Here is a 16,807-nt window from a genome sequence, read left to right as displayed (position 1 = left end):
CACCAACACCACACCCACGGAAAGGAGCGCCCAGGTGGCACCCGTCAGCCGCGACGTGGTCCGCATGGCCTTGGACGCCGCACAAGACCGCCTCAACCGCGCCGCCCCCCACTGCGACAACCCCCAAACCGTGATCGACCTACAGGCCCGCATCAACCAACTCAGGGCCCGCGCCAACGAACTGGAGACCCAACGATGACCACCCTGCACACCATCGACACCCACCCCACCCAAGCCGCCCGCGACCTGATGACCACCAGCGAAACCGAGATCCACGCCCCGCCGACCGGTGACGGGCTGGTGGTGCTGGCACGCGCCCAGGGGCTGATCGAGGAGGCGCTGCGATGAGCCGCGACCTGATCCACGCCACACTCAGCGCCGTCATCGGTGTCGTCACAAGCGCCTCGGGTTTCTACTCCGGCTCCACGCTCCAAGCATGGGCCGGCGGCGTGTTCGTCGGCCTATCGTTCGCATGGGTTGGCGTGTGGGCAGCGACGAGGGCCGATTCGTGAGCCACCGTCTCCACGCACGCCGACCAGCCCCCCACTTCGGCAACCGCGACGCACGCCGCCCCATCGACCGCCGCGACTCCAACCCCGCCCGCGCACTCGGCCACCTACTCGCCGGCTCGCTCGGTGTCCTGGCCTGGGTCGCCGTCATCTACGCACTCGTGTGGATCGCGAGCGTGCCCGCATGAGCCCAGCCGAGCGACTAGCGCACGACCAGGTGGGCGGTGGCCGATGACCGAGCCAACCATCGCCCCCACCCTCGGCGGACGCGGCCCCGACTGGGAAGCCATCAGCGCCGCCAGGACCGCACCGCACCAGCACGCCGTGCACGTCACCACCGTCAGCCAATGGACCACCACCGGCAGGCCCACCCCCCGCGAGGCATTCGACAGCCGCCGCAAACGCCTACGGGACGCCGGCACCGAGCACCACGCCGACCCCAAGACGCTGACCCTCACCTTCACCGAGCGCGGCGGCGACCACGTGACCCTCACCTACGCACCCATCGAAGGAACGTCATGAGTATCGACCTGGCCGCTCTGCGTGAGTTCGCAGACCTCCCGTCCTGGACCGACGAGGACGGTCATGCCGCACTGCTGGCGCTCCCGGCCCTGCTCGCTGAGGTCGAGAACCTGCGCTGCACCACTGAGGCCGATCTTGAGTACCAGCGCCGCCTCGAAGCCCGCCTCGCCGCCGTCGAAGCCCTCGCCGACGAATGGCAGCGCGAACTGGACGAGTACCGCATCCGAGACGAGAACGCCCGCTACTGCTGGGCCACCGCCGCCCGGGAAGTCCGTGCTGCTCTCGCGGCCCCCACCGACACCACCAAGGAGAACTGACATGCCACACACCGACCCGAACGACTCGATCCAGTCCCTCGCCCGCATCGCCCAGGCAGCAGCGCGCCTCATGGCCGACATGCACCGCTACGGCGGGGCGATCGACGTGCACGAGGAGATCGACCACATGCAGGGCAACCTCAACCTCGTCCGCAAGGAGGTGTCCCGGTGACCGCCGCTGACCGCCCGTCCGTCACCGACAACGCCCGCGCCGAGGCATGGGCCGAGGGCTACGGCGCGGGTATCGAGCGCGGCCAGGGACTGGAGCGCACCGGGCACCTGGCGACCCGTCGCCACGAACTCGGGCCTGCTCCTCGCAACCCGTACCTGTCCGCTGGCCGCGCCGAGCCGCCCACCGCGACCGTCGAGGACGCGGCGCGAGTGCTGTGGGAGCACGACAACGCGCTGGGCACGACGCCTGCGTGGCGCGTTTCCGTGCTCCGCGACGCCCTCGCTGGCCTGCTCGCCACGGCCCGCCCCGAGGCCGATACCGAAACCGTGGCGCGGGTGCTCTACGAATCCGGGACCGGCTTCACGCTGACCAAGGGCAAGCCGTGGGAGGGGCTCACGGATCGCTCACGCGAAAACGTGCGCCGCCAAGCCCAAGCCCTCCTAGCCCACTTCCACATCACCGAGAGGCAGCAATGAGCAACGACGGCCTACGCGAGCAGGTGGCGCGAGAGATCGTCGCATCGGTGAGGGGGCGGCGATGGGGCGACATGACTCCGCTGATGATTGCCGACGCCCTCATGCCACTCATCCGCGAGGCGCAGGCACGGGCACTCACCGATGCGGCAGACCGTTTATCAGGGGCCACCGAAGGCCCGCAGCGCGAAGGCACCGCCAGATGGCCCCAGGTGCACCGCGAGGTCTACAGCCTGGCAATCGATGAGGCGCAGGTCGCGTTACGTGACCTCGCCGCCGCCTACACCGAAAGGACCGACCGATGAGCGAGCGCACGCCCACCACCGAGGACGTGCGTCACGGGTACGCCTGGCTGAGTGCTGGCGACAACCCCGGCGCACGTGAGGCTGCCGAAGGGGACTTCGACACATGGCTCGCAGCCCACGACGCCCAGGTCCGCGCCGAGATCGCCGAGCAGATCGCGCAGGCTATCGAGGCTATTGACGAACGATCAGTGCTGGATCGCAAAGACGCCCTGCTCATGTGCGCCCGCATCGCCAGCGAACACAGCGGTGCGCAATGACCACCCTCCCCCCAAACACCCCCGTCATCATCCGCGCCACCGGCCGCACCGGCACCATCACCGGGCACCTCCAAGACCCCTACGGCGGACAGTTCGCCGTCAACGTGGACGGGCGCAGGACGTGGCACCGGGCCGGGGAACTGGAAGCCGTCACGAACGAGAGAGGAGACCGGGCGTGAACCTCCACATCACCTGGCCCATCGAAAACCCCGACCAAACCCTCAAACAACTACGCGCAGAAGCCCACAACAGCCTCCAACTCACCCTCACCACCCACGGACTCACCCCCCAAGGGCGACCCACCTGGACCTTCACCCACGGCCAACACCCAGCACTACACGTCCGCATCCCCGTACAGGAGCACAAACAGTGACCGCCGTCAAAGCAATCCAAACCCGTTACGCCGGATGCCACTTCCGCTCCCGCCTCGAAGCCCGCTGGGCCGTCTTCTTCGACCACCTCGGCATCACCTGGGAATACGAACCCCAAGGCGTCATAGTCACCGACCGCATCACCGGCATGAGCGTCAACGAACACCCCTACCTACCGGACTTCTGGCTCCCCGACCTCGGCCTCTGGGCAGAGGTCAAAGGCCACCTCACTCCAGCAGAGGCTCAGAGCCTCATCAACGCCGCCGCCTCCCTCTCGAGCAACGACGGCGGCGGCTGCCACGACGCCGGCGGTAACGACCTCCTCGTCCTAGGGCCCGTGCCCCGCCCCGGCCGAACCCGAACAACACGCCCCATACGGCTCCACATGCACAAAGGCGACCTCATCGCCACCCCGTGGGACTGCGGTCAATACGACGGCGACCCCCACGGGTCAGGCCCCGGTCCTATCACCTACAACACCGTCGCCTGCGACAGCGGCGACATCCACGCCACCGGAGAACAACTCCTCACCGGCCTACAGACCCGGCAAAACACCCACGTCGAAGTCGCCTACACCGCGGCCCGCTCCGCCCGCTTCGAACACGGCCAGAACGGACCAACCCCATGACAGCACCACAGATCCTCACCCTGGCCGACCTCCTAAACCTCATCCACACCCCCGGCGAACACACCTCCATCAACCACCAAGGCCCAAGACAACAATTCACCTCCCGCATCCTGCCCAGCACCACAGCCGGCGCCTACGCAGCCACCCTCCAAAACGTCAACATCTGGTACGGGGTCAACCCCATCAGACCCAGCGCCACCGGCCGCGGCAAAGCCGAAGACATCACCCGCCTAGCCGCCCTCTACGTCGACCTCGACATCAAACCCGACGGCCTCGACTCATTCGAAACCGCCCGAGCAGTCATCAACGACCTCTCCACCATGCTCGGCACCCGCCCCACCGCGATCGTCAACTCCGGCAACGGCCTACAACCCATCTGGGCCACCGACCCCGACGACCCCGCACTAACCGACCACACCACCACCACCGCGCTCCTACGCCGCTTCGGCCGCCTCGTCACCACCGTCGCCGCAGCCCACGGCGGGCAAGCCGACCACGTCTTCGACCTACCCCGGATCCTGCGCGCACCAGGCACCACCAACCACAAAAACCCCGCCCAACCCGTACCCGTCGTCGCCGTCACCGACACCGGCTACCCCCTTGACGCCGCCACAATAACGACACCCTCCTGGGCTACGGCGTCCCCGAACAACCCGAAGACCAAGAGCAACTCGGCGAAACCCTCTCCCCACCAGCCACCTGGGAACACGCCGAACACACCTGCCTATACGCACAGAAAATGGTCACCGGCTGGGCCGCCGACACACCCACCGCCCGCCACCCCTGGCTCCTCGCGCAAGCCACCCGCCTCGCCGCCCTACACCGCCTCGGCTGCCTCACCAAAGAAGACCACCACCAAGCCGCCCAAGCCCTCCGAGACCGCTTCCGGCACCTCCTGACCAACAACCCGCCCCGGGAAGAAGCCCGCGGAGAGTTCCACGGCGCCCTCCAATGGGGCACCCAACGCATCGCCACCATGCCCGAAACCCGAGCCCGCCGCGAAGTCGGCGACCACCCCCACCAACACAACCCCCTCCAAGGCCTCATCACCAACCCACCACCCCCACCACCCCCACCACACCACCTCACCCCCGTGCCACCACCCACCGACGGCGCCACCGCCCTGGCCGCACAGGAACCCGACCCAGAGCCAGCGCCACCGCAACGCCTACCGGCCCCCAACGAAGACAACACCGCCCTACTCCTCGTAGACCGCCACCAACACGAAATCCGCCACTGCTCCGGCCGCGGCACCTGGCTCACCTGGACCGGACACCGCTGGAGCAACGACGACAACGACCACATCCACGAACTCATCCGCACCATCGCCCGCAACCTACCCGAAGGAGAAGGCTGGGCCACCTACAAGAAACGCGCACTGTCCTACAACGGCATCCGCTCCATCGCAGGCCTCGCCCGCTCAGACCGGCGAACCGTCACCCCCGCCGAACACCTCGACGCCCACCCCTACGAACTCAACACACCCACCGGCGTCATCAACCTCCGCACCGGCGAACTCAGACCACCAGACCCCGCGGCCCTCCACACCCGCTCCACCATCATCGCCCCCGACTTCAACCAACCCACCCCCATGTGGGACCGCTTCCTCGCCGACACCTTCGCCGGCGACCCCGACATGACCACCTTCATCGCCCGCGCCGTCGGCATGTCCCTCATCGGCCAAGTACGCGACCAGGTGTTCTTCTTCGCCTTCGGATCCGGCGCCAACGGCAAATCAACCCTCATGGCCGTCCTCCAACACATCATCGGCACCGGCGCCAGCGGATACGCCGGCACCGCCCCCGCCGAAATGCTCCTAGCCACCAGAAACCGTGGCCACCCCACCGAACTCGCCAGACTCTCCGGACAACGCCTCGTCGTCACCTCAGAACTCGACGACGGCCAAAGATTCGACGAAGCCCGAATCAAAGAACTCACCGGCAAAGACCACATCACCGCACGATTCATGCGACAAGACTTCTTTGACTTCTCCCCCACGCACACCCTCTGGCTCCTCGCAAACCACCAACCACAAGTCCGCGTCGGCGGAATGGCGTTCTGGCGCCGAGTAAGAATGCTCCCGTTCGTACACACCGTCCCAGAACACGCACGAATCCCCGACCTCGAAGAACAACTCATCAAAAACGAAGGCCCCGGAATACTCGCCTGGGCAATCCGCGGAGCCGCCGACTACCTCGACCGCGGAGCACTACACGAACCCCCAGCCGTACTCGCCGCCACCGAAGACTACGAAGCCGGCCAAAACACCGTCGGCCGCTTCGTCGAAGACATGTGCGACGTCGGAGACCCCAACCACCAACACATGCACATCCGATCATCCCAACTGCGCGCAGCCTACGAATCCTGGTGCACCGAAGAGGGCGTCGAACCCGTCGCACCACGATCCTTCACCCTGGCACTCAAATCCCAATTCGGAGTCGAAACCACCCGCACCAACGCGGCCCGCTACCTCGACGGAATCCGCCTGAAGGACTTCGAAGAAGCGTCACCCGAAGCGTCACTCGAAGACGACGAAGAGGCCTGGTGGCAACGATGAACCCCCAAATCGTGACGCATACCCCCCAAAAAGTGACGCTTCGTGACGCATCCACACCGCACATGTGTCACCGGTATTACCGCAGGTCACAGCCGATAGCGCCGCACAGCGTGACGCAAGTGACACAACTTCTCGACATACCCCTTAACGCGCGCGCTATCGGCTCCATACAGAACCAGCGTCACATGCGTCACGCACCGGCAGGCACCCCATGACCCGCATACCCGCCCACGTCCAGAAGAACATCGAACGCAAACTCGGCGCACCCCTGCGTTACGCCAACGGCACCTTCCACCCCGACCGCTGCCCCAACTGCCGCACGTGGACCCTCTACGGCCTCAACAACACCATGACCCGCCTCGACCCCACACCCCTCACACACGCCCTCGAACAAGCCGCCCTCCTCCTCGGCCGCTGGACCTACCAACTCCACCACACCCCCGGCCACTTCGAAATCACACCCCGAGGCACCCCCACCGGCCCCATAAGCAAACTCCACCCACCCCCAGGCCCCGAATGCATTGTTATCCCCGAACACAAGTGCAATAAGCCGTTCCTCGCACCACCCATTCCCATCACCCGGCCCAAACCAAAACCAATACCCCACAACACCAAACCGCCCTACTAGAGAAAGGACACACGTAATGCGCCTATTAGCAATAGACCCCGGCAATACCGAATCCGGATGGGTCGTCATCGACACCACCACCCGCCGGCCCTTGGAATTCGACAAGAGCACCAACCCCGACCTCCTGGCCGAGATCGGCCTCGGGGCACTCAACTTCGACCAAGCCGTCATCGAGATGGTCGCCTCTTACGGCATGGCCGTCGGCGCAGACGTTTTCGAGACCTGCGTGTGGATCGGCCGCTTCCACCAGATGATCCGCCAATGGGACGTTCACGCCGCCCTCATCAAGCGCCACCCGGTCAAACTCCACCACTGCCACACCGCCCGCGCCAAAGACTCCAACATCCGCCAAGCCCTCGTCGACAGATTCGCCCCAGGCGCCCCCAACCACGGCAAAGGCACCAAGACAGACCCGGGATGGTTCCACGGCTTCCGCGCCGACATCTGGCAGGCATACGCCCTAGCCGTCTACGCCGCCGACACCCTCGAACAGGAGCCAGCAGCATGACCCGCCCGTCAGCCTCCCAACCCAGACAGCACCGACGCGACCGGGCACACCTGCACCACCCAGACCTCATGCAACCACCCGCCCAGGCGGCACCCCATGCGTGAGGACCGCCAATGCACCGCGAAGACACGAACCGGGCAACGGTGCCGCAGCGCGGCGATCCTGGGCGCCACGACCTGCCGCATGCACGGCGGGTCCGCACCCCAGGTGAAGGCGGCAGCCGCCCGTAGGCGCCAGCAGGAGGCCGCCGCCCGGGCGGTGGCGTTGTTCGGCGCCCCCCGCGACGTGGACCCCGCCCAGGCGCTCCTGGACCTGGTGCACTGGACCGCCGGTGAAGTCGAGTATTGGCGTGAGCAGGTCCGTGCCCTGGCCGTCGAGGATCCCAGCAGCCTGACGTGGGGCATCACCCGGGAGAAGTCCGGCGGTGATGATTACGGCACCACCGCCGAGGCGAAGCCGAACGTGGCATACGTGATGCTCTACGCGGCGCAGGACCGTCTCGCGCAGTACGCCACGGCGGCGTTGAAGGCGGGTGTGGCCGAACGGCAAGTCAGGTTGGCTGAGACCCAAGGGGCCCTCGTTGCCGGGGCTGTCCGGGCGATCCTCGAAGCCCTGGGCCTGTCGGCGGAGCAGTGGGCCTTGGTGCCGCAGGTCGTGCCCGAACAGTTGCGGTTGCTGGCGGGGGGTGAGGGCCAGTGAGCACGCAGCGCAAGTGGCAGATTCGACGCTTCGTCGCGGCCGCACGGTTCGGGGGGAATTCGTGCTGGGTCACCATGAGCCCGCCAGTGCGGATCGCACCGAACCCGCACCCGGAGCGGATGTTGAAGCCTCACCGCACCTGGCAGGACGCCATGGCCTACGTCAGGAAGCAACTCCGGGCCGAAATGCAACGCCAAGCCCGTGCCGCCGCGCACTTCACCGCACACCCGGACGGCACCCTCACCTGCCGCCACGGCCACGTCGTGCCTGACGGCGACCTCGTCCAGCACCTACACCAGGAGTACCAGTGACTGATCAACCCCCAACTCTCGCCCAGTTCTTCGCCACAGCCCCTACCGTCCCCGAACTCGACCCCGCCGCCGAACGGATCGCAGACGCCGCCGGCCTGCCCCCCACCGTCTACCACGTCGTGAGAACACGGCCCGCCCGCCCCACTGGCTACATCTCCACCTCCGTCTTCGGCGAGGGCGACTCTCATTCTGTAGCCGGGTGGGAGGCCGAGTACGCCGTCGTCGTGCCTGGCCCCATCTTCACCAACCCCCAGGAGGACCGTTGAACACCCACCACCGCCACTTCTGGCTACAAGCCAACGATGACGTCTGGCACTGCACCGAATGCGAAGAGACCACACCCACCTGTGTCATCACCGACCACCCCAAAAAAGGCGCACACCCCACCGGGGACGCCAACCTCATCTGCCCATCTGCCCACCGTGCCTACGCCACGAACACCGCGTACTGGACGACATCGCCGACGCCCTCGGCCACTGGCAACACCAACCCCGCTCCCTCGTCCCCGCCATCCGGTACGACCGGGACCGCACCGAAGGCGCCGGCGACGGCCCAAAGGACGGCATCACCCACCCCGCCGACGTCCTCGAAGCGCTGTGGGAGTGGGCCGGCTCCTGGGCGCAGCGCACCGGTGGCACCGCCAACGCGGCCGTCCTGGACCACCTCAAAGCGCGCACCCTGTGGGCCGCGCACAACCCCCAGGCCGCGCAGTGGGCCGCCTACCGGCCCGCCATGCGCCAACTCAGGCACGCCGCCAGGAGGATCGCCCACCTGCTCCCGCAGCGCCAGAACGGGCCCTGCGTGCATTGCGGCGCCACCGTGGTCCGGGACTGGGCCGACCGGGACTTCCAACCCCTGCCCACCGGCCTGTCGGACATGCACCGGTGCACTGGGTGCGGCATCACCTGGGGTGACCGGTCGTGGTGGATGACCGTCAACCGCACCACCCTCCAAGCCCTCCCGGAGGTCAAGCCCGAGCAGTACGTCACCCTCGAGGACGCCTGGCTCATCTTCCCCGACGTCCCCAAACCAACGTGGCGCAAGTGGAAGGAGCGCGGCCACATGATCGAACGACGGCGGGACGAGCGGGGCAGGTCGATGTACCACGTCGGGGACCTCGCAGCCCTGGCTACCCGCCGCGTTAGCGACACACGCAATGTGCGGGAGGTGGGGTGAGTGTGGCTGGTGTGGTATATGCTTCGTAGTGTCACGCTTTCTGCATACGGGCGTGCCCGGACGCGAGAGGATCGCGACATGAGCGACCACGACGAGGGTGTTCACGAGTGTACGCTCGGTGGCGTGATGGCCGGCCAGATGGTCGACGACGTCGTCTATTGCGGCCACGGCGTAGCGATCGGCACGAAGGAGGGCATCACGGTCCGCCAGGAGTGAGGTGGAGAGGATGACCACCACCCGCGCCCACCGATTGGGCCGAGTACGCCGCCCGCCAGTTCGAACCCCCACCCCCACCGCGCTGGCCCACCCCCGGCGCCCTCGCCAAACACCTCGACCCCACCACCGTCGCGACCCCCGCCCTCGACCTCATCGACTCCGCCCTCGTCGACCTTTTCAACACCCCCGACGGGCGCCTCGCCCTGTCCATGCCACCCCAGGAAGGCAAGTCCCAACGCGCCTCCCGCCGCTTCCCCCTGTGGGCACTGACCCGCAACCCTGACCTGCGTGTCGCCATCGCCTCCTACGAACACGGCGTCGCCCGCAGGTGGGGGCGCACCATCCGTGACGACATCACCACCCACGGCCCCGACCTCGGCCTCAAGGTGCGCGACGACCTCGCCGCCCAACACGAATGGCAACTCGCCGGCCACGAAGGCGGCGTGTACGCCGTCGGCATCGGCGGCGCACTCACCGGCCGCGCCGTGGACCTCCTCATCGTGGACGACCCGATCAAGGACCGCGCGCCCAAGCCGACTCCCCCACGTACCGGGAACGCGCGTGGGACTGGTGGACCGAAGTCGGCGCCACCCGCCTAGCCCCCGGCGCACCCGTCGTGGTCATCGCCACCAGGTGGCACCACGACGACCTCATCGGCCGTCTCCTGGCCGCGCAGGACGGGCACCTGTGGCAGGTCCTGAACATCCCCGCCCAGGCCGACACCGACAATGACCCGCTAGGCCGCCAGCCCGGCGAGTACATGCACTCCGCCCGGGGTAGGACGGCCGAGCAGTGGGACGCGATCAAAACCCGATCAGGGTCCCGAACCTGGGCAGCCCTGTACCAAGGCCGGCCATCCCCTGACGAGGGTGGACTGTTCGACCGCACCGCCTGGGCAAGGTACGACGTCCCCATGTGGCTCGAGCAACCCAACGGCACGCGCCTAGTCCCGAACATCGACCTCGACACCGAACTCATCCAGTCGTGGGACCTGGCGTTCAAGGACACCAAAACCTCCGACTACGTCGTCGGCCAGATCTGGTTACGGCGCGGCGCGAACGTCTACCTCCTCGACCAGACCCGCGGCCGGTTCGGCTTCACCGAGACCTCCCAGCGCATGCGTGAGATGTCCGCCAGGTGGCCCCAAGCCGTCGCTAAATACGTCGAGGACAAGGCCAACGGGCCCGCTGTCATGGACGCCCTGGCCGGCACCCTGCACGGTCTGATCCCCATCAACCCCGAAGGCGGCAAAGTCGCCCGCGCCCAAGCAGTGTCCCCGCTGGTGGAGGCCGGGAACGTGCACCTGCCCTCCCCCGAACTCGCCCCTTGGGTTGGTGACCTGATCGAGGAAGCCGCCCAGTTCCCCCACGGCACTCACGACGACATGGTCGATTCCCTGACCCAGGCGCTCAACCAACTGCTCATCAAGATTGACCACAACAGTCGCGCCACGACCGGTATCACCACACTCCACTAAGCACCCGAAGGGCGGTGACACCGTTGCCGATCGCCGACGTCATCACCGCCATCAAAGACCACACCAAACGGGCCCCCGGATACTCCACGTACGTCGACTACGACGAAGGCCGCCACCGCTACCCCTTCGCCAGCCCGGCGTTCAAGAAGGACTACCTGTGGGTCCTGGAACACGCCCGGGAGAACATGTGCCCAGCGGTGATCCACTCCTTCACCGACCTCATCCGCATCGACGCGTGGGCCGGCACGAACGTGGTCCAGGCCGCGAAAGTCGACGAGGCCGTGCAGGTGCGGCGGGCAATCAACCTCGCCGCCCGCGAAGCCCACCGGTCCGGTGACGGGTACATCCTGGCCTGGCCCGACAAACGGGGCGTGTGGCGGCCCTGGTACCACCAGGCCACCCAAGTCGCCTACAAGGCCGCCGAGGACGACCCGGACGAGTTCGAGTGGGTCGCGAAGATCTGGGTCACCCCCGACCATCACGGCCGCGTCAACGTCTACTACAACGCGACCGTGGAGCGTTGGGTCACCCAAGCCAAAGTCCGCCACGACGACAACACACGCGCCGCAGTGGTCCACCAACGAAAACGCGTGGGGGCCCTACCGGAGCAACGTCGACGGCGGCCCGGTGCTGGAACACGACCGCGGCCGGGTGCCGTGGGTGCACCTGGCGAACAGCCCCACCACCCAAGGCGGGCACGGCCGGTCGGTGCTACACGACGTGATCCCACTGCAGGACGGGCTCAACAAGTCCGTGGCTGACCTGATCGTGGGTGGTGAATCGTTCGCGCGGCCGCTGCGGGCCCTGATGAACTACCAGCAGGAAGTCACGATCAACCCCCGGACGGGCACACCGGAAGAGACCCGCCTCGAGTACGACCCGACGAAACAAACCGTCCTCGGGATCCGCGGCCCCGGCCCACTCACCCAGTTGGACCCACCGGACGCCACCAAGTTGATCGCCGTCCAGGAGGCGTTCGTCACCAAGATCGGCCGCGTCGCCGGCATCCCACCCACCGACATCATGCCCGAGGTCGGCAACGTCCCCAGTGGTGCCGCGTTGCGGCTGTTGTCGAACCGTCGCACCAACGCCGTCAGGGACTTCCACGACGACAACACCCACGCCATCACCGACCTCATGGGCCTCCTTGGTGTGCCGGACGTGTACCCCGAGTGGGCCGACCCCGCCCCCATGGACGACACCGAACGACTCGAAGCGGCCCAACAGCGCGTGGACCTGGGTTACCCCCTTGAAGAGGTCTTGCCGGCGTTGGGTGAGGACCCCGACGACATCAAACGCATCCTGGGCAAGATCGCCGAACAGGAGGCCAGCATCGGTAGGGCCGCGGTGGAAGCGTTCCGGCAGGGCCGCGACCCCGCCGCCACCGTCCGCGGCGACGATCCGGACGAGGTTAGGAAGCGGTTGGACGCGTTCGGTATCGGCCGGCGCGCCGGAGTGGACCCGAAGGACGCGGCGCGTATCGCTGGCCTGCCGGCGGGCATCAAGGTGTCCGGTCAGCCGATCACGTTGCGTGATGAGACCGACCGTGGCGATTAACGCCCGCACCCTGCGCGTCGAGCGTGAACTCAACGCGTTTCTGCAGACCGTGGAAGACCAGGCGGTCAGGGACATCGTCGAGTCCTGGTCCAACGCCTGGGACGCCGTCGCCGCCGAGGTTGACGCCGCGACCCTGGAACTCACCCAGGCCGCACAAGGTGGCCGCGTGACCCGCACCCAGGTCCTCCGCTCCCACCGCGCCCAAGCCGCCCTGGCCGTGATGGGTGAAGCGTTGGAGGACTTGGCCGCCCGGACCGGATTCACCGTCACCAGCCGTCTGGCCCAAGTGGTGGAGGCCGCGACTGTGGCTGAGGTGGACATGATCGCCACCCAACTCACCGGGACCCGTCGCACCGAACTACGGGCCGCCCTGGTCCGCGCAGACGCCTCCCAGATCGCGGCCATGGTTGAACGCGCCACCGGTCAGATCACCTCCACCGCCTTGCCCCTGGGCCCGGAAGCCACCGCCGCCGTCCGCCGCGAACTCCTGCTGCGTGGGATCACCGTGGGTGAGAACCCGAGGCAAGCGGCACGGCGGATGTTGCGCGGCGTGGAAGACCAGTTCCTTGGCGGCGCGAACCGGGCTCTCGTGATAGCACGGACAGAGTTGCTCGACGCCGCTAGGGCGGCCCAGCGGTGGGCCGACGAGGCTAACGCGGAGGTGTTGGCCGGTTGGACGTGGACGGCGCACCTGGACCCCCTGACGTGCCGATCCTGCATCGCCAACCACGGCACCCTGCACCCGATCGAGGAACCGGGGCCGATCGACCACCAACAAGGCCGCTGCGCCCGCGTCCCCAAGACGAAGACGTGGGCCGAACTCGGCTTCGAAGGCATCCCCGACCCACCCGACACCACCCCGGACGCCGAAGCGTGGTTCGCGGGCCTGTCTGAGTCCCAGCAGCGCGACATCCTCGGCGACAACGGATACGCCGCCTGGCAGGCCGGGGACTACCCCATGGACGCATGGACTAGGCGCCGCACCACTGACGGATGGCGAGACAGCATGGTCCCCACCCGGCCACCGGCCGCGGCTTAACCGTCCAAGCCGGGCGATGTTTCCCGCCGTCCGGTCCAACCGGGTGCACGGTACGTCACCGCCCCGCAGTAGGCGCATTCATGGGTCATCCCAGACCCCGCCCGGCTGATCTGTAACCCGACCAGCACGAACCGGTGCCCCGGACACTCACCGGGCACACCGCGGCCGTCGTTGGCGTCGTCGTCACCCATGACTGGCCATTTTAGACCACCCGCCAGCCGCGAGGGCTGGTGGGCCAACCCCAGGAGGAAGCCGAGATGGCCGACACCCCGACCCCGACCGACACCAACACCGACCCTGCACCCGGCGGGGCAACCCCCACCAGCCAGGGCACGTTCGTCCAACCCAGCGCACAGCCCGCCCCAGCCAAACCTGAGGCGCCCAAGCCAACCCCGCCGCCCACCAAGCCCGAGTCTGACCCGAAGCCTGCCGACGACAACGGCAAGGACGACAAGGGTAAAGGCTCCAAGGATGCGGTACTGGCGGACCTCGCTCGCGAACGTGACGAACGTCAACAGGCTCAGTCCCAACTCACCGCCGTCCTGGAAGCCCTTGGGATCAACAAGAACGCCGACGCCGACCCCGAGCAACTGGCCGCCGACTTGACCGCACAGCGCGCCGAGAACGCCGTCCTGCGTCACGGCGTAGGCATCGCTGACACCGAGGCACTACTTGACTCTCGACGCTTCACCGACTCCCTGACCAACATCGACGTGACCGACGCCGCGGCCGTGAAGGCACACATCGAGGCGTTCGTGACCGAACACCCCCGCTACGCCACCCAGGCGCAGCAGGGCACCCCCGGCGTGCGAGACGCCGCCGCAAGCACACCGCCAGCCAGCACCGAGAAGGACTGGCTACGCGCCGCCATTGGGCGGTAACAACTCGCACCCCAAGCCACATGGGCATGGGGGCACACCCCCTCATCCCGTAGTGAAAGGAACCACCATGCCCACCTACAACAGCGTCATCAGCCGGTCCGACACCGGCGGGGCACTCATCCCCGAACCGGTCGCCAACGAGATCATCCAGGAAACCCCGAAGTCCTCGGTGATCCTGGAGCGCGCCCAGCGCGTGCCGATGTCCTCCAAGACCCTCAAGCAGCCCGTACTGACCTCCCTGCCGGAGGCGTACTGGGTCAACGGTGACACCGGTTTGAAGCAGACCACCAAGTCCGACTGGGACAACGTGGTCATGACCGCCGAAGAGGTCGCCGCCCTCGTGCCGATCCCCGACGCGGTCGTGGACGACACCAACGTGCCCCTGTGGGATCAGGTGCGCCCGCTGCTGGTGGAGGCCATCGGCAAACTGGTGGACCTCGCCGCCGTGTGGGGGCTCGGTAAGCCGACCTCCTGGCCCACTGCCATCGTCCCCGGCGCGATCGCTGCCGGAAACACCGTGGAGGCTGGCACCGGCGCCGACTACGGCGTGGACGTGGCAGCCCTGGCAGGTCAGGTGGCCGAGGACGGGTTCGCCGTCAACGGGTTCGCCTCCCGCCCGGGCTTGCAGTGGCGCCTGGTGGGGCTGCGCTCCGAACAGGGCGTGCCGATCTACACCCCGTCACTGTCCGCCGGCGCCCCGTCCGGGCTGTACGGCTACCCCCTCAATGAGGTAGTCAACGGGTCCTGGCAGGGCGAGGTCGCCGACCTGATCGCCGCGGACTGGTCGAAGTTCGCGGTCGGTATCCGCCAGGACATCACGTTCAAGATGCTCGACCAGGCCGTCATCACCGATGACGACGGGCGGGTCATCTTCAACGCCCCGCAGCAGGACTCGCAGATCATGCGCGTGGTGATGCGGGTCGGTTTCCAGATCGCCAACCCCCTTACCCGGATCGGTGACGGCAACCGCTACCCGGCGGGTGTGCTCACCCCGGCCACGACCACCCCGGAGGGCTGACCCATGGCCGAGCAGAAGAAGGTCACGCTCAAGCGCGGCAAGGAGACCCTCGAGGTCACCACGCCCCACCTACGGCGGCATCACCGCTCTCGAGTCGCTCGGCTGGAAGGTCGAGTCCGGCTCGAAGCCGGGCAAGCCCCGCCGCAAGGCGAAGGCCGAGACGTCGTTTGACGAGGAGGCGGCCCGCGAGGAGATCGCGGCGAGCCTGCGTGCCGAACTCGAGGAGCAGATCCGCGCCGAACTCAAGGCCGAGGCCGAGAAGGCTGAGGACGGCAAGGGCAACACGACCGAGGGCGACAAGAAGCCCGCGGGCAAGAAGTAGCACCGGGAAGGGGTGGTGGTCATGGACCGCACAGAAGCACTCACGTGGCTGGAAACGACCGTCAAGGCCACCACCCCGCCCGAACTCACCGAGCCCGAACTGGACGGCTTTCTGGACGTCTCGCGCATCGTGGACGCCGACGGGCGGGCACCAGTCGATGAGGACTACGAAGAGACGTTCGACCTCAACCACGCCGCCGCGCTGGCATTCGAGGCCAAGGCTGTGGCATCAATGGCCTCCGACACCGGCGGTATCGAATCCTTCACCAGTGAGGGGTCGGCTTTCCGTCGGCGGGCTGGGACCGGGTACGCCGGTTTCATGGCCCTGGCTGATCGGTACAGGGCCAAGTCCGCACAGAATGGCGGCATCACCGTGATCGAAATGAACCCACTGTCGCCGTTGGCGAACCCACGGTCGGCGTTTGATGGTGTGACCACGAATGCTGACTGACACCGACCTGGCCGGCATGCGGGAGTTGGCTGCCGAGTCGTACACCGCCACCATCACCGTCAGGGACGATGAGGGCGGCGGTTGGGACCCCGGCACCGGCCCCGGCACCCCAGGCGACGGGCCGCCGCTGTACGGGCCGGATAAGCCGGCGCGGGTGCAGGCTGTCCGCAACAGCGCCCAACCCCGCGAGGCCGCGGGCCAGGCGGTCACGGTCCGCCCGTACAAGATCGCGCTGCCCCACGACGCCCCCGACCTGCCCGTTGGCGCCCGGGTCACCGTCACCGCACACCCGACCGACCCCCACGTCGTCGGCAAGGCCCTGACCGTGACCGGCACCGCGTACGGCGACCTCGGCATCGAACGTGTCCTGTACGCCGACCTCGACCTGTCCAACCAGTAGAGAGCGGGGTGGGG

31 protein-coding genes are annotated in these 16,807 nt (G+C 67.6%); all 31 read left to right on the top strand.

Features of this window, described 5'->3' with window-relative positions; translation table 11 throughout:
* The first annotated feature begins 34 nt into the window (after positions 1-34).
* The 31 genes from ACRRRO_RS13065 to ACRRRO_RS12915 all read left to right on the top strand — a co-directional run bounded on the left by ACRRRO_RS13065 (position 35) and on the right by ACRRRO_RS12915 (position 16,793).
* The gene (locus ACRRRO_RS13065; RefSeq protein ID WP_424796673.1) at positions 35-199 is read left to right on the top strand and encodes a hypothetical protein; all 165 of its coding nucleotides are present in this window, start codon (positions 35-37) and stop codon (positions 197-199) included.
* Complete coding sequence (locus ACRRRO_RS13060) at positions 196-348, top strand: hypothetical protein (protein ID WP_424796672.1); 153 nt, start codon at positions 196-198, stop codon at positions 346-348. The genes ACRRRO_RS13065 and ACRRRO_RS13060 overlap by 4 nt, the downstream gene beginning before the upstream one ends.
* On the top strand, positions 345-512 hold the full coding sequence (locus tag ACRRRO_RS13055; RefSeq protein ID WP_424796671.1) for a hypothetical protein: 168 nt from the start codon (positions 345-347) through the stop codon (positions 510-512). The genes ACRRRO_RS13060 and ACRRRO_RS13055 overlap by 4 nt, the downstream gene beginning before the upstream one ends.
* The gene (locus ACRRRO_RS13050; RefSeq protein ID WP_424796670.1) at positions 509-697 is read left to right on the top strand and encodes a hypothetical protein; all 189 of its coding nucleotides are present in this window, start codon (positions 509-511) and stop codon (positions 695-697) included. The genes ACRRRO_RS13055 and ACRRRO_RS13050 overlap by 4 nt, the downstream gene beginning before the upstream one ends.
* A 43-nt stretch (positions 698-740) precedes the next feature.
* Positions 741-1,031 carry a hypothetical protein gene (locus ACRRRO_RS13045; protein WP_424796669.1) on the top strand — a complete coding sequence of 97 codons (291 nt, stop codon included), beginning with the start codon at positions 741-743 and terminating at the stop codon, positions 1,029-1,031.
* A complete protein-coding gene (locus ACRRRO_RS13040) occupies positions 1,028-1,348 on the top strand; it encodes a hypothetical protein (RefSeq protein WP_424796668.1) in 321 nt (106 codons plus the stop codon). Before ACRRRO_RS13045 ends, ACRRRO_RS13040 begins: the two co-directional genes overlap by 4 nt.
* A 1-nt stretch (position 1,349) precedes the next feature.
* A complete protein-coding gene (locus ACRRRO_RS13035) occupies positions 1,350-1,520 on the top strand; it encodes a hypothetical protein (protein ID WP_424796667.1) in 171 nt (56 codons plus the stop codon).
* The gene (locus tag ACRRRO_RS13030) at positions 1,517-1,996 is read left to right on the top strand and encodes a hypothetical protein (protein WP_424796666.1); all 480 of its coding nucleotides are present in this window, start codon (positions 1,517-1,519) and stop codon (positions 1,994-1,996) included. Before ACRRRO_RS13035 ends, ACRRRO_RS13030 begins: the two co-directional genes overlap by 4 nt.
* On the top strand, positions 1,993-2,298 hold the full coding sequence (locus ACRRRO_RS13025) for a hypothetical protein (RefSeq protein ID WP_424796665.1): 306 nt from the start codon (positions 1,993-1,995) through the stop codon (positions 2,296-2,298). The genes ACRRRO_RS13030 and ACRRRO_RS13025 overlap by 4 nt, the downstream gene beginning before the upstream one ends.
* Positions 2,295-2,555 (top strand): hypothetical protein, encoded by a 261-nt coding sequence (locus ACRRRO_RS13020; RefSeq protein WP_424796664.1) that lies wholly within the window; start codon positions 2,295-2,297, stop codon positions 2,553-2,555. The genes ACRRRO_RS13025 and ACRRRO_RS13020 overlap by 4 nt, the downstream gene beginning before the upstream one ends.
* Positions 2,552-2,734, top strand: coding sequence for a hypothetical protein (locus ACRRRO_RS13015; protein WP_424796663.1), 183 nt, complete (start codon positions 2,552-2,554; stop codon positions 2,732-2,734). The genes ACRRRO_RS13020 and ACRRRO_RS13015 overlap by 4 nt, the downstream gene beginning before the upstream one ends.
* Positions 2,731-2,928 (top strand): hypothetical protein, encoded by a 198-nt coding sequence (locus tag ACRRRO_RS13010; RefSeq protein WP_424796662.1) that lies wholly within the window; start codon positions 2,731-2,733, stop codon positions 2,926-2,928. Before ACRRRO_RS13015 ends, ACRRRO_RS13010 begins: the two co-directional genes overlap by 4 nt.
* Positions 2,925-3,554 (top strand): hypothetical protein, encoded by a 630-nt coding sequence (locus ACRRRO_RS13005; protein ID WP_424796661.1) that lies wholly within the window; start codon positions 2,925-2,927, stop codon positions 3,552-3,554. The genes ACRRRO_RS13010 and ACRRRO_RS13005 overlap by 4 nt, the downstream gene beginning before the upstream one ends.
* A complete protein-coding gene (locus ACRRRO_RS13000) occupies positions 3,551-4,453 on the top strand; it encodes a hypothetical protein (protein ID WP_434080382.1) in 903 nt (300 codons plus the stop codon). Before ACRRRO_RS13005 ends, ACRRRO_RS13000 begins: the two co-directional genes overlap by 4 nt.
* Before the next feature lie 194 nt (positions 4,454-4,647).
* Complete coding sequence (locus ACRRRO_RS12995; protein WP_434080381.1) at positions 4,648-6,111, top strand: DNA primase family protein; 1,464 nt, start codon at positions 4,648-4,650, stop codon at positions 6,109-6,111.
* A gap of 644 nt (positions 6,112-6,755) precedes the next feature.
* The gene (locus tag ACRRRO_RS12990) at positions 6,756-7,247 is read left to right on the top strand and encodes a hypothetical protein (RefSeq protein WP_424798165.1); all 492 of its coding nucleotides are present in this window, start codon (positions 6,756-6,758) and stop codon (positions 7,245-7,247) included.
* Between the two features lie 96 nt (positions 7,248-7,343).
* Positions 7,344-7,946, top strand: a complete 603-nt coding sequence (locus tag ACRRRO_RS12985; RefSeq protein WP_424798166.1) for an HGGxSTG domain-containing protein — start codon at positions 7,344-7,346, stop codon at positions 7,944-7,946.
* Entirely contained in the window at positions 7,943-8,257 is a 315-nt protein-coding gene (locus ACRRRO_RS12980) for a hypothetical protein (RefSeq protein WP_434080380.1), read from the top strand. Before ACRRRO_RS12985 ends, ACRRRO_RS12980 begins: the two co-directional genes overlap by 4 nt.
* A complete protein-coding gene (locus tag ACRRRO_RS12975) occupies positions 8,254-8,523 on the top strand; it encodes a hypothetical protein (protein WP_424798168.1) in 270 nt (89 codons plus the stop codon). Before ACRRRO_RS12980 ends, ACRRRO_RS12975 begins: the two co-directional genes overlap by 4 nt.
* Positions 8,524-8,581: 58 nt before the next feature.
* Positions 8,582-9,433 carry a hypothetical protein gene (locus tag ACRRRO_RS12970; RefSeq protein WP_434080379.1) on the top strand — a complete coding sequence of 284 codons (852 nt, stop codon included), beginning with the start codon at positions 8,582-8,584 and terminating at the stop codon, positions 9,431-9,433.
* A 78-nt stretch (positions 9,434-9,511) separates the two neighbouring features.
* Complete coding sequence (locus tag ACRRRO_RS12965; protein WP_424798170.1) at positions 9,512-9,649, top strand: hypothetical protein; 138 nt, start codon at positions 9,512-9,514, stop codon at positions 9,647-9,649.
* Positions 9,650-9,858: 209 nt separating this feature from the next.
* On the top strand, positions 9,859-10,248 hold the full coding sequence (locus ACRRRO_RS12960) for a hypothetical protein (protein ID WP_434080378.1): 390 nt from the start codon (positions 9,859-9,861) through the stop codon (positions 10,246-10,248).
* A gap of 17 nt (positions 10,249-10,265) precedes the next feature.
* The gene (terL, locus tag ACRRRO_RS12955) at positions 10,266-11,126 is read left to right on the top strand and encodes a phage terminase large subunit (RefSeq protein ID WP_434080377.1); all 861 of its coding nucleotides are present in this window, start codon (positions 10,266-10,268) and stop codon (positions 11,124-11,126) included.
* Positions 11,127-11,140: 14 nt separating this feature from the next.
* The gene (locus ACRRRO_RS12950) at positions 11,141-11,887 is read left to right on the top strand and encodes a hypothetical protein (RefSeq protein ID WP_434080376.1); all 747 of its coding nucleotides are present in this window, start codon (positions 11,141-11,143) and stop codon (positions 11,885-11,887) included.
* On the top strand, positions 11,847-12,683 hold the full coding sequence (locus ACRRRO_RS12945) for a hypothetical protein (protein WP_434080375.1): 837 nt from the start codon (positions 11,847-11,849) through the stop codon (positions 12,681-12,683). The genes ACRRRO_RS12950 and ACRRRO_RS12945 overlap by 41 nt, the downstream gene beginning before the upstream one ends.
* Positions 12,661-13,722 carry a phage minor head protein gene (locus ACRRRO_RS12940; RefSeq protein ID WP_434080374.1) on the top strand — a complete coding sequence of 354 codons (1,062 nt, stop codon included), beginning with the start codon at positions 12,661-12,663 and terminating at the stop codon, positions 13,720-13,722. Before ACRRRO_RS12945 ends, ACRRRO_RS12940 begins: the two co-directional genes overlap by 23 nt.
* A gap of 257 nt (positions 13,723-13,979) precedes the next feature.
* A complete protein-coding gene (locus tag ACRRRO_RS12935; protein WP_424798174.1) occupies positions 13,980-14,603 on the top strand; it encodes a hypothetical protein in 624 nt (207 codons plus the stop codon).
* A 67-nt stretch (positions 14,604-14,670) separates the two neighbouring features.
* Positions 14,671-15,621, top strand: coding sequence for a phage major capsid protein (locus tag ACRRRO_RS12930; protein WP_424798175.1), 951 nt, complete (start codon positions 14,671-14,673; stop codon positions 15,619-15,621).
* Positions 15,584-15,943 (top strand): hypothetical protein, encoded by a 360-nt coding sequence (locus ACRRRO_RS12925; RefSeq protein ID WP_434080373.1) that lies wholly within the window; start codon positions 15,584-15,586, stop codon positions 15,941-15,943. The genes ACRRRO_RS12930 and ACRRRO_RS12925 overlap by 38 nt, the downstream gene beginning before the upstream one ends.
* Positions 15,944-15,964: 21 nt before the next feature.
* Positions 15,965-16,393, top strand: a complete 429-nt coding sequence (locus tag ACRRRO_RS12920; protein ID WP_424798177.1) for a hypothetical protein — start codon at positions 15,965-15,967, stop codon at positions 16,391-16,393.
* Positions 16,383-16,793 carry a DUF6093 family protein gene (locus tag ACRRRO_RS12915; RefSeq protein WP_424798178.1) on the top strand — a complete coding sequence of 137 codons (411 nt, stop codon included), beginning with the start codon at positions 16,383-16,385 and terminating at the stop codon, positions 16,791-16,793. The genes ACRRRO_RS12920 and ACRRRO_RS12915 overlap by 11 nt, the downstream gene beginning before the upstream one ends.
* The last annotated feature ends 14 nt before the right edge of the window (positions 16,794-16,807 follow it).

The sequence above is a fragment of the Sanguibacter sp. Z1732 genome (genome assembly GCF_051020515.1).
Taxonomy (GTDB): domain Bacteria; phylum Actinomycetota; class Actinomycetes; order Actinomycetales; family Beutenbergiaceae; genus CALKWS01.
This window is presented reverse-complemented; position numbering and strand designations above follow the sequence as displayed.

Excerpts from the sequence above, each read along its gene's own strand:
- ACRRRO_RS13045 (WP_424796669.1), top strand. The coding sequence starts at position 741 with ATGACCGAGCCAACCATCGCCCCCACCCTCGGCGGACGCGGCCCCGAC.
- ACRRRO_RS13055 (WP_424796671.1), top strand. The coding sequence starts at position 345 with ATGAGCCGCGACCTGATCCACGCCACACTCAGCGCCGTCATCGGTGTC.
- ACRRRO_RS13060 (WP_424796672.1), top strand. The coding sequence starts at position 196 with ATGACCACCCTGCACACCATCGACACCCACCCCACCCAAGCCGCCCGC.
- ACRRRO_RS12940 (WP_434080374.1), top strand. The coding sequence starts at position 12,661 with ATGAGACCGACCGTGGCGATTAACGCCCGCACCCTGCGCGTCGAGCGT.
- ACRRRO_RS12985 (WP_424798166.1), top strand. The coding sequence starts at position 7,344 with ATGCGTGAGGACCGCCAATGCACCGCGAAGACACGAACCGGGCAACGG.
- ACRRRO_RS12990 (WP_424798165.1), top strand. The coding sequence starts at position 6,756 with ATGCGCCTATTAGCAATAGACCCCGGCAATACCGAATCCGGATGGGTC.
- ACRRRO_RS12930 (WP_424798175.1), top strand. The coding sequence starts at position 14,671 with ATGCCCACCTACAACAGCGTCATCAGCCGGTCCGACACCGGCGGGGCA.
- ACRRRO_RS12960 (WP_434080378.1), top strand. The coding sequence starts at position 9,859 with ATGCCACCCCAGGAAGGCAAGTCCCAACGCGCCTCCCGCCGCTTCCCC.
- ACRRRO_RS12935 (WP_424798174.1), top strand. The coding sequence starts at position 13,980 with ATGGCCGACACCCCGACCCCGACCGACACCAACACCGACCCTGCACCC.
- ACRRRO_RS12915 (WP_424798178.1), top strand. The coding sequence starts at position 16,383 with ATGCTGACTGACACCGACCTGGCCGGCATGCGGGAGTTGGCTGCCGAG.
- ACRRRO_RS13035 (WP_424796667.1), top strand. The coding sequence starts at position 1,350 with ATGCCACACACCGACCCGAACGACTCGATCCAGTCCCTCGCCCGCATC.
- ACRRRO_RS12965 (WP_424798170.1), top strand. The coding sequence starts at position 9,512 with ATGAGCGACCACGACGAGGGTGTTCACGAGTGTACGCTCGGTGGCGTG.
- ACRRRO_RS13000 (WP_434080382.1), top strand. The coding sequence starts at position 3,551 with ATGACAGCACCACAGATCCTCACCCTGGCCGACCTCCTAAACCTCATC.
- ACRRRO_RS12920 (WP_424798177.1), top strand. The coding sequence starts at position 15,965 with ATGGACCGCACAGAAGCACTCACGTGGCTGGAAACGACCGTCAAGGCC.
- ACRRRO_RS13040 (WP_424796668.1), top strand. The coding sequence starts at position 1,028 with ATGAGTATCGACCTGGCCGCTCTGCGTGAGTTCGCAGACCTCCCGTCC.
- ACRRRO_RS12970 (WP_434080379.1), top strand. The coding sequence starts at position 8,582 with ATGCGAAGAGACCACACCCACCTGTGTCATCACCGACCACCCCAAAAA.
- ACRRRO_RS13020 (WP_424796664.1), top strand. The coding sequence starts at position 2,295 with ATGAGCGAGCGCACGCCCACCACCGAGGACGTGCGTCACGGGTACGCC.
- ACRRRO_RS13025 (WP_424796665.1), top strand. The coding sequence starts at position 1,993 with ATGAGCAACGACGGCCTACGCGAGCAGGTGGCGCGAGAGATCGTCGCA.
- ACRRRO_RS13015 (WP_424796663.1), top strand. The coding sequence starts at position 2,552 with ATGACCACCCTCCCCCCAAACACCCCCGTCATCATCCGCGCCACCGGC.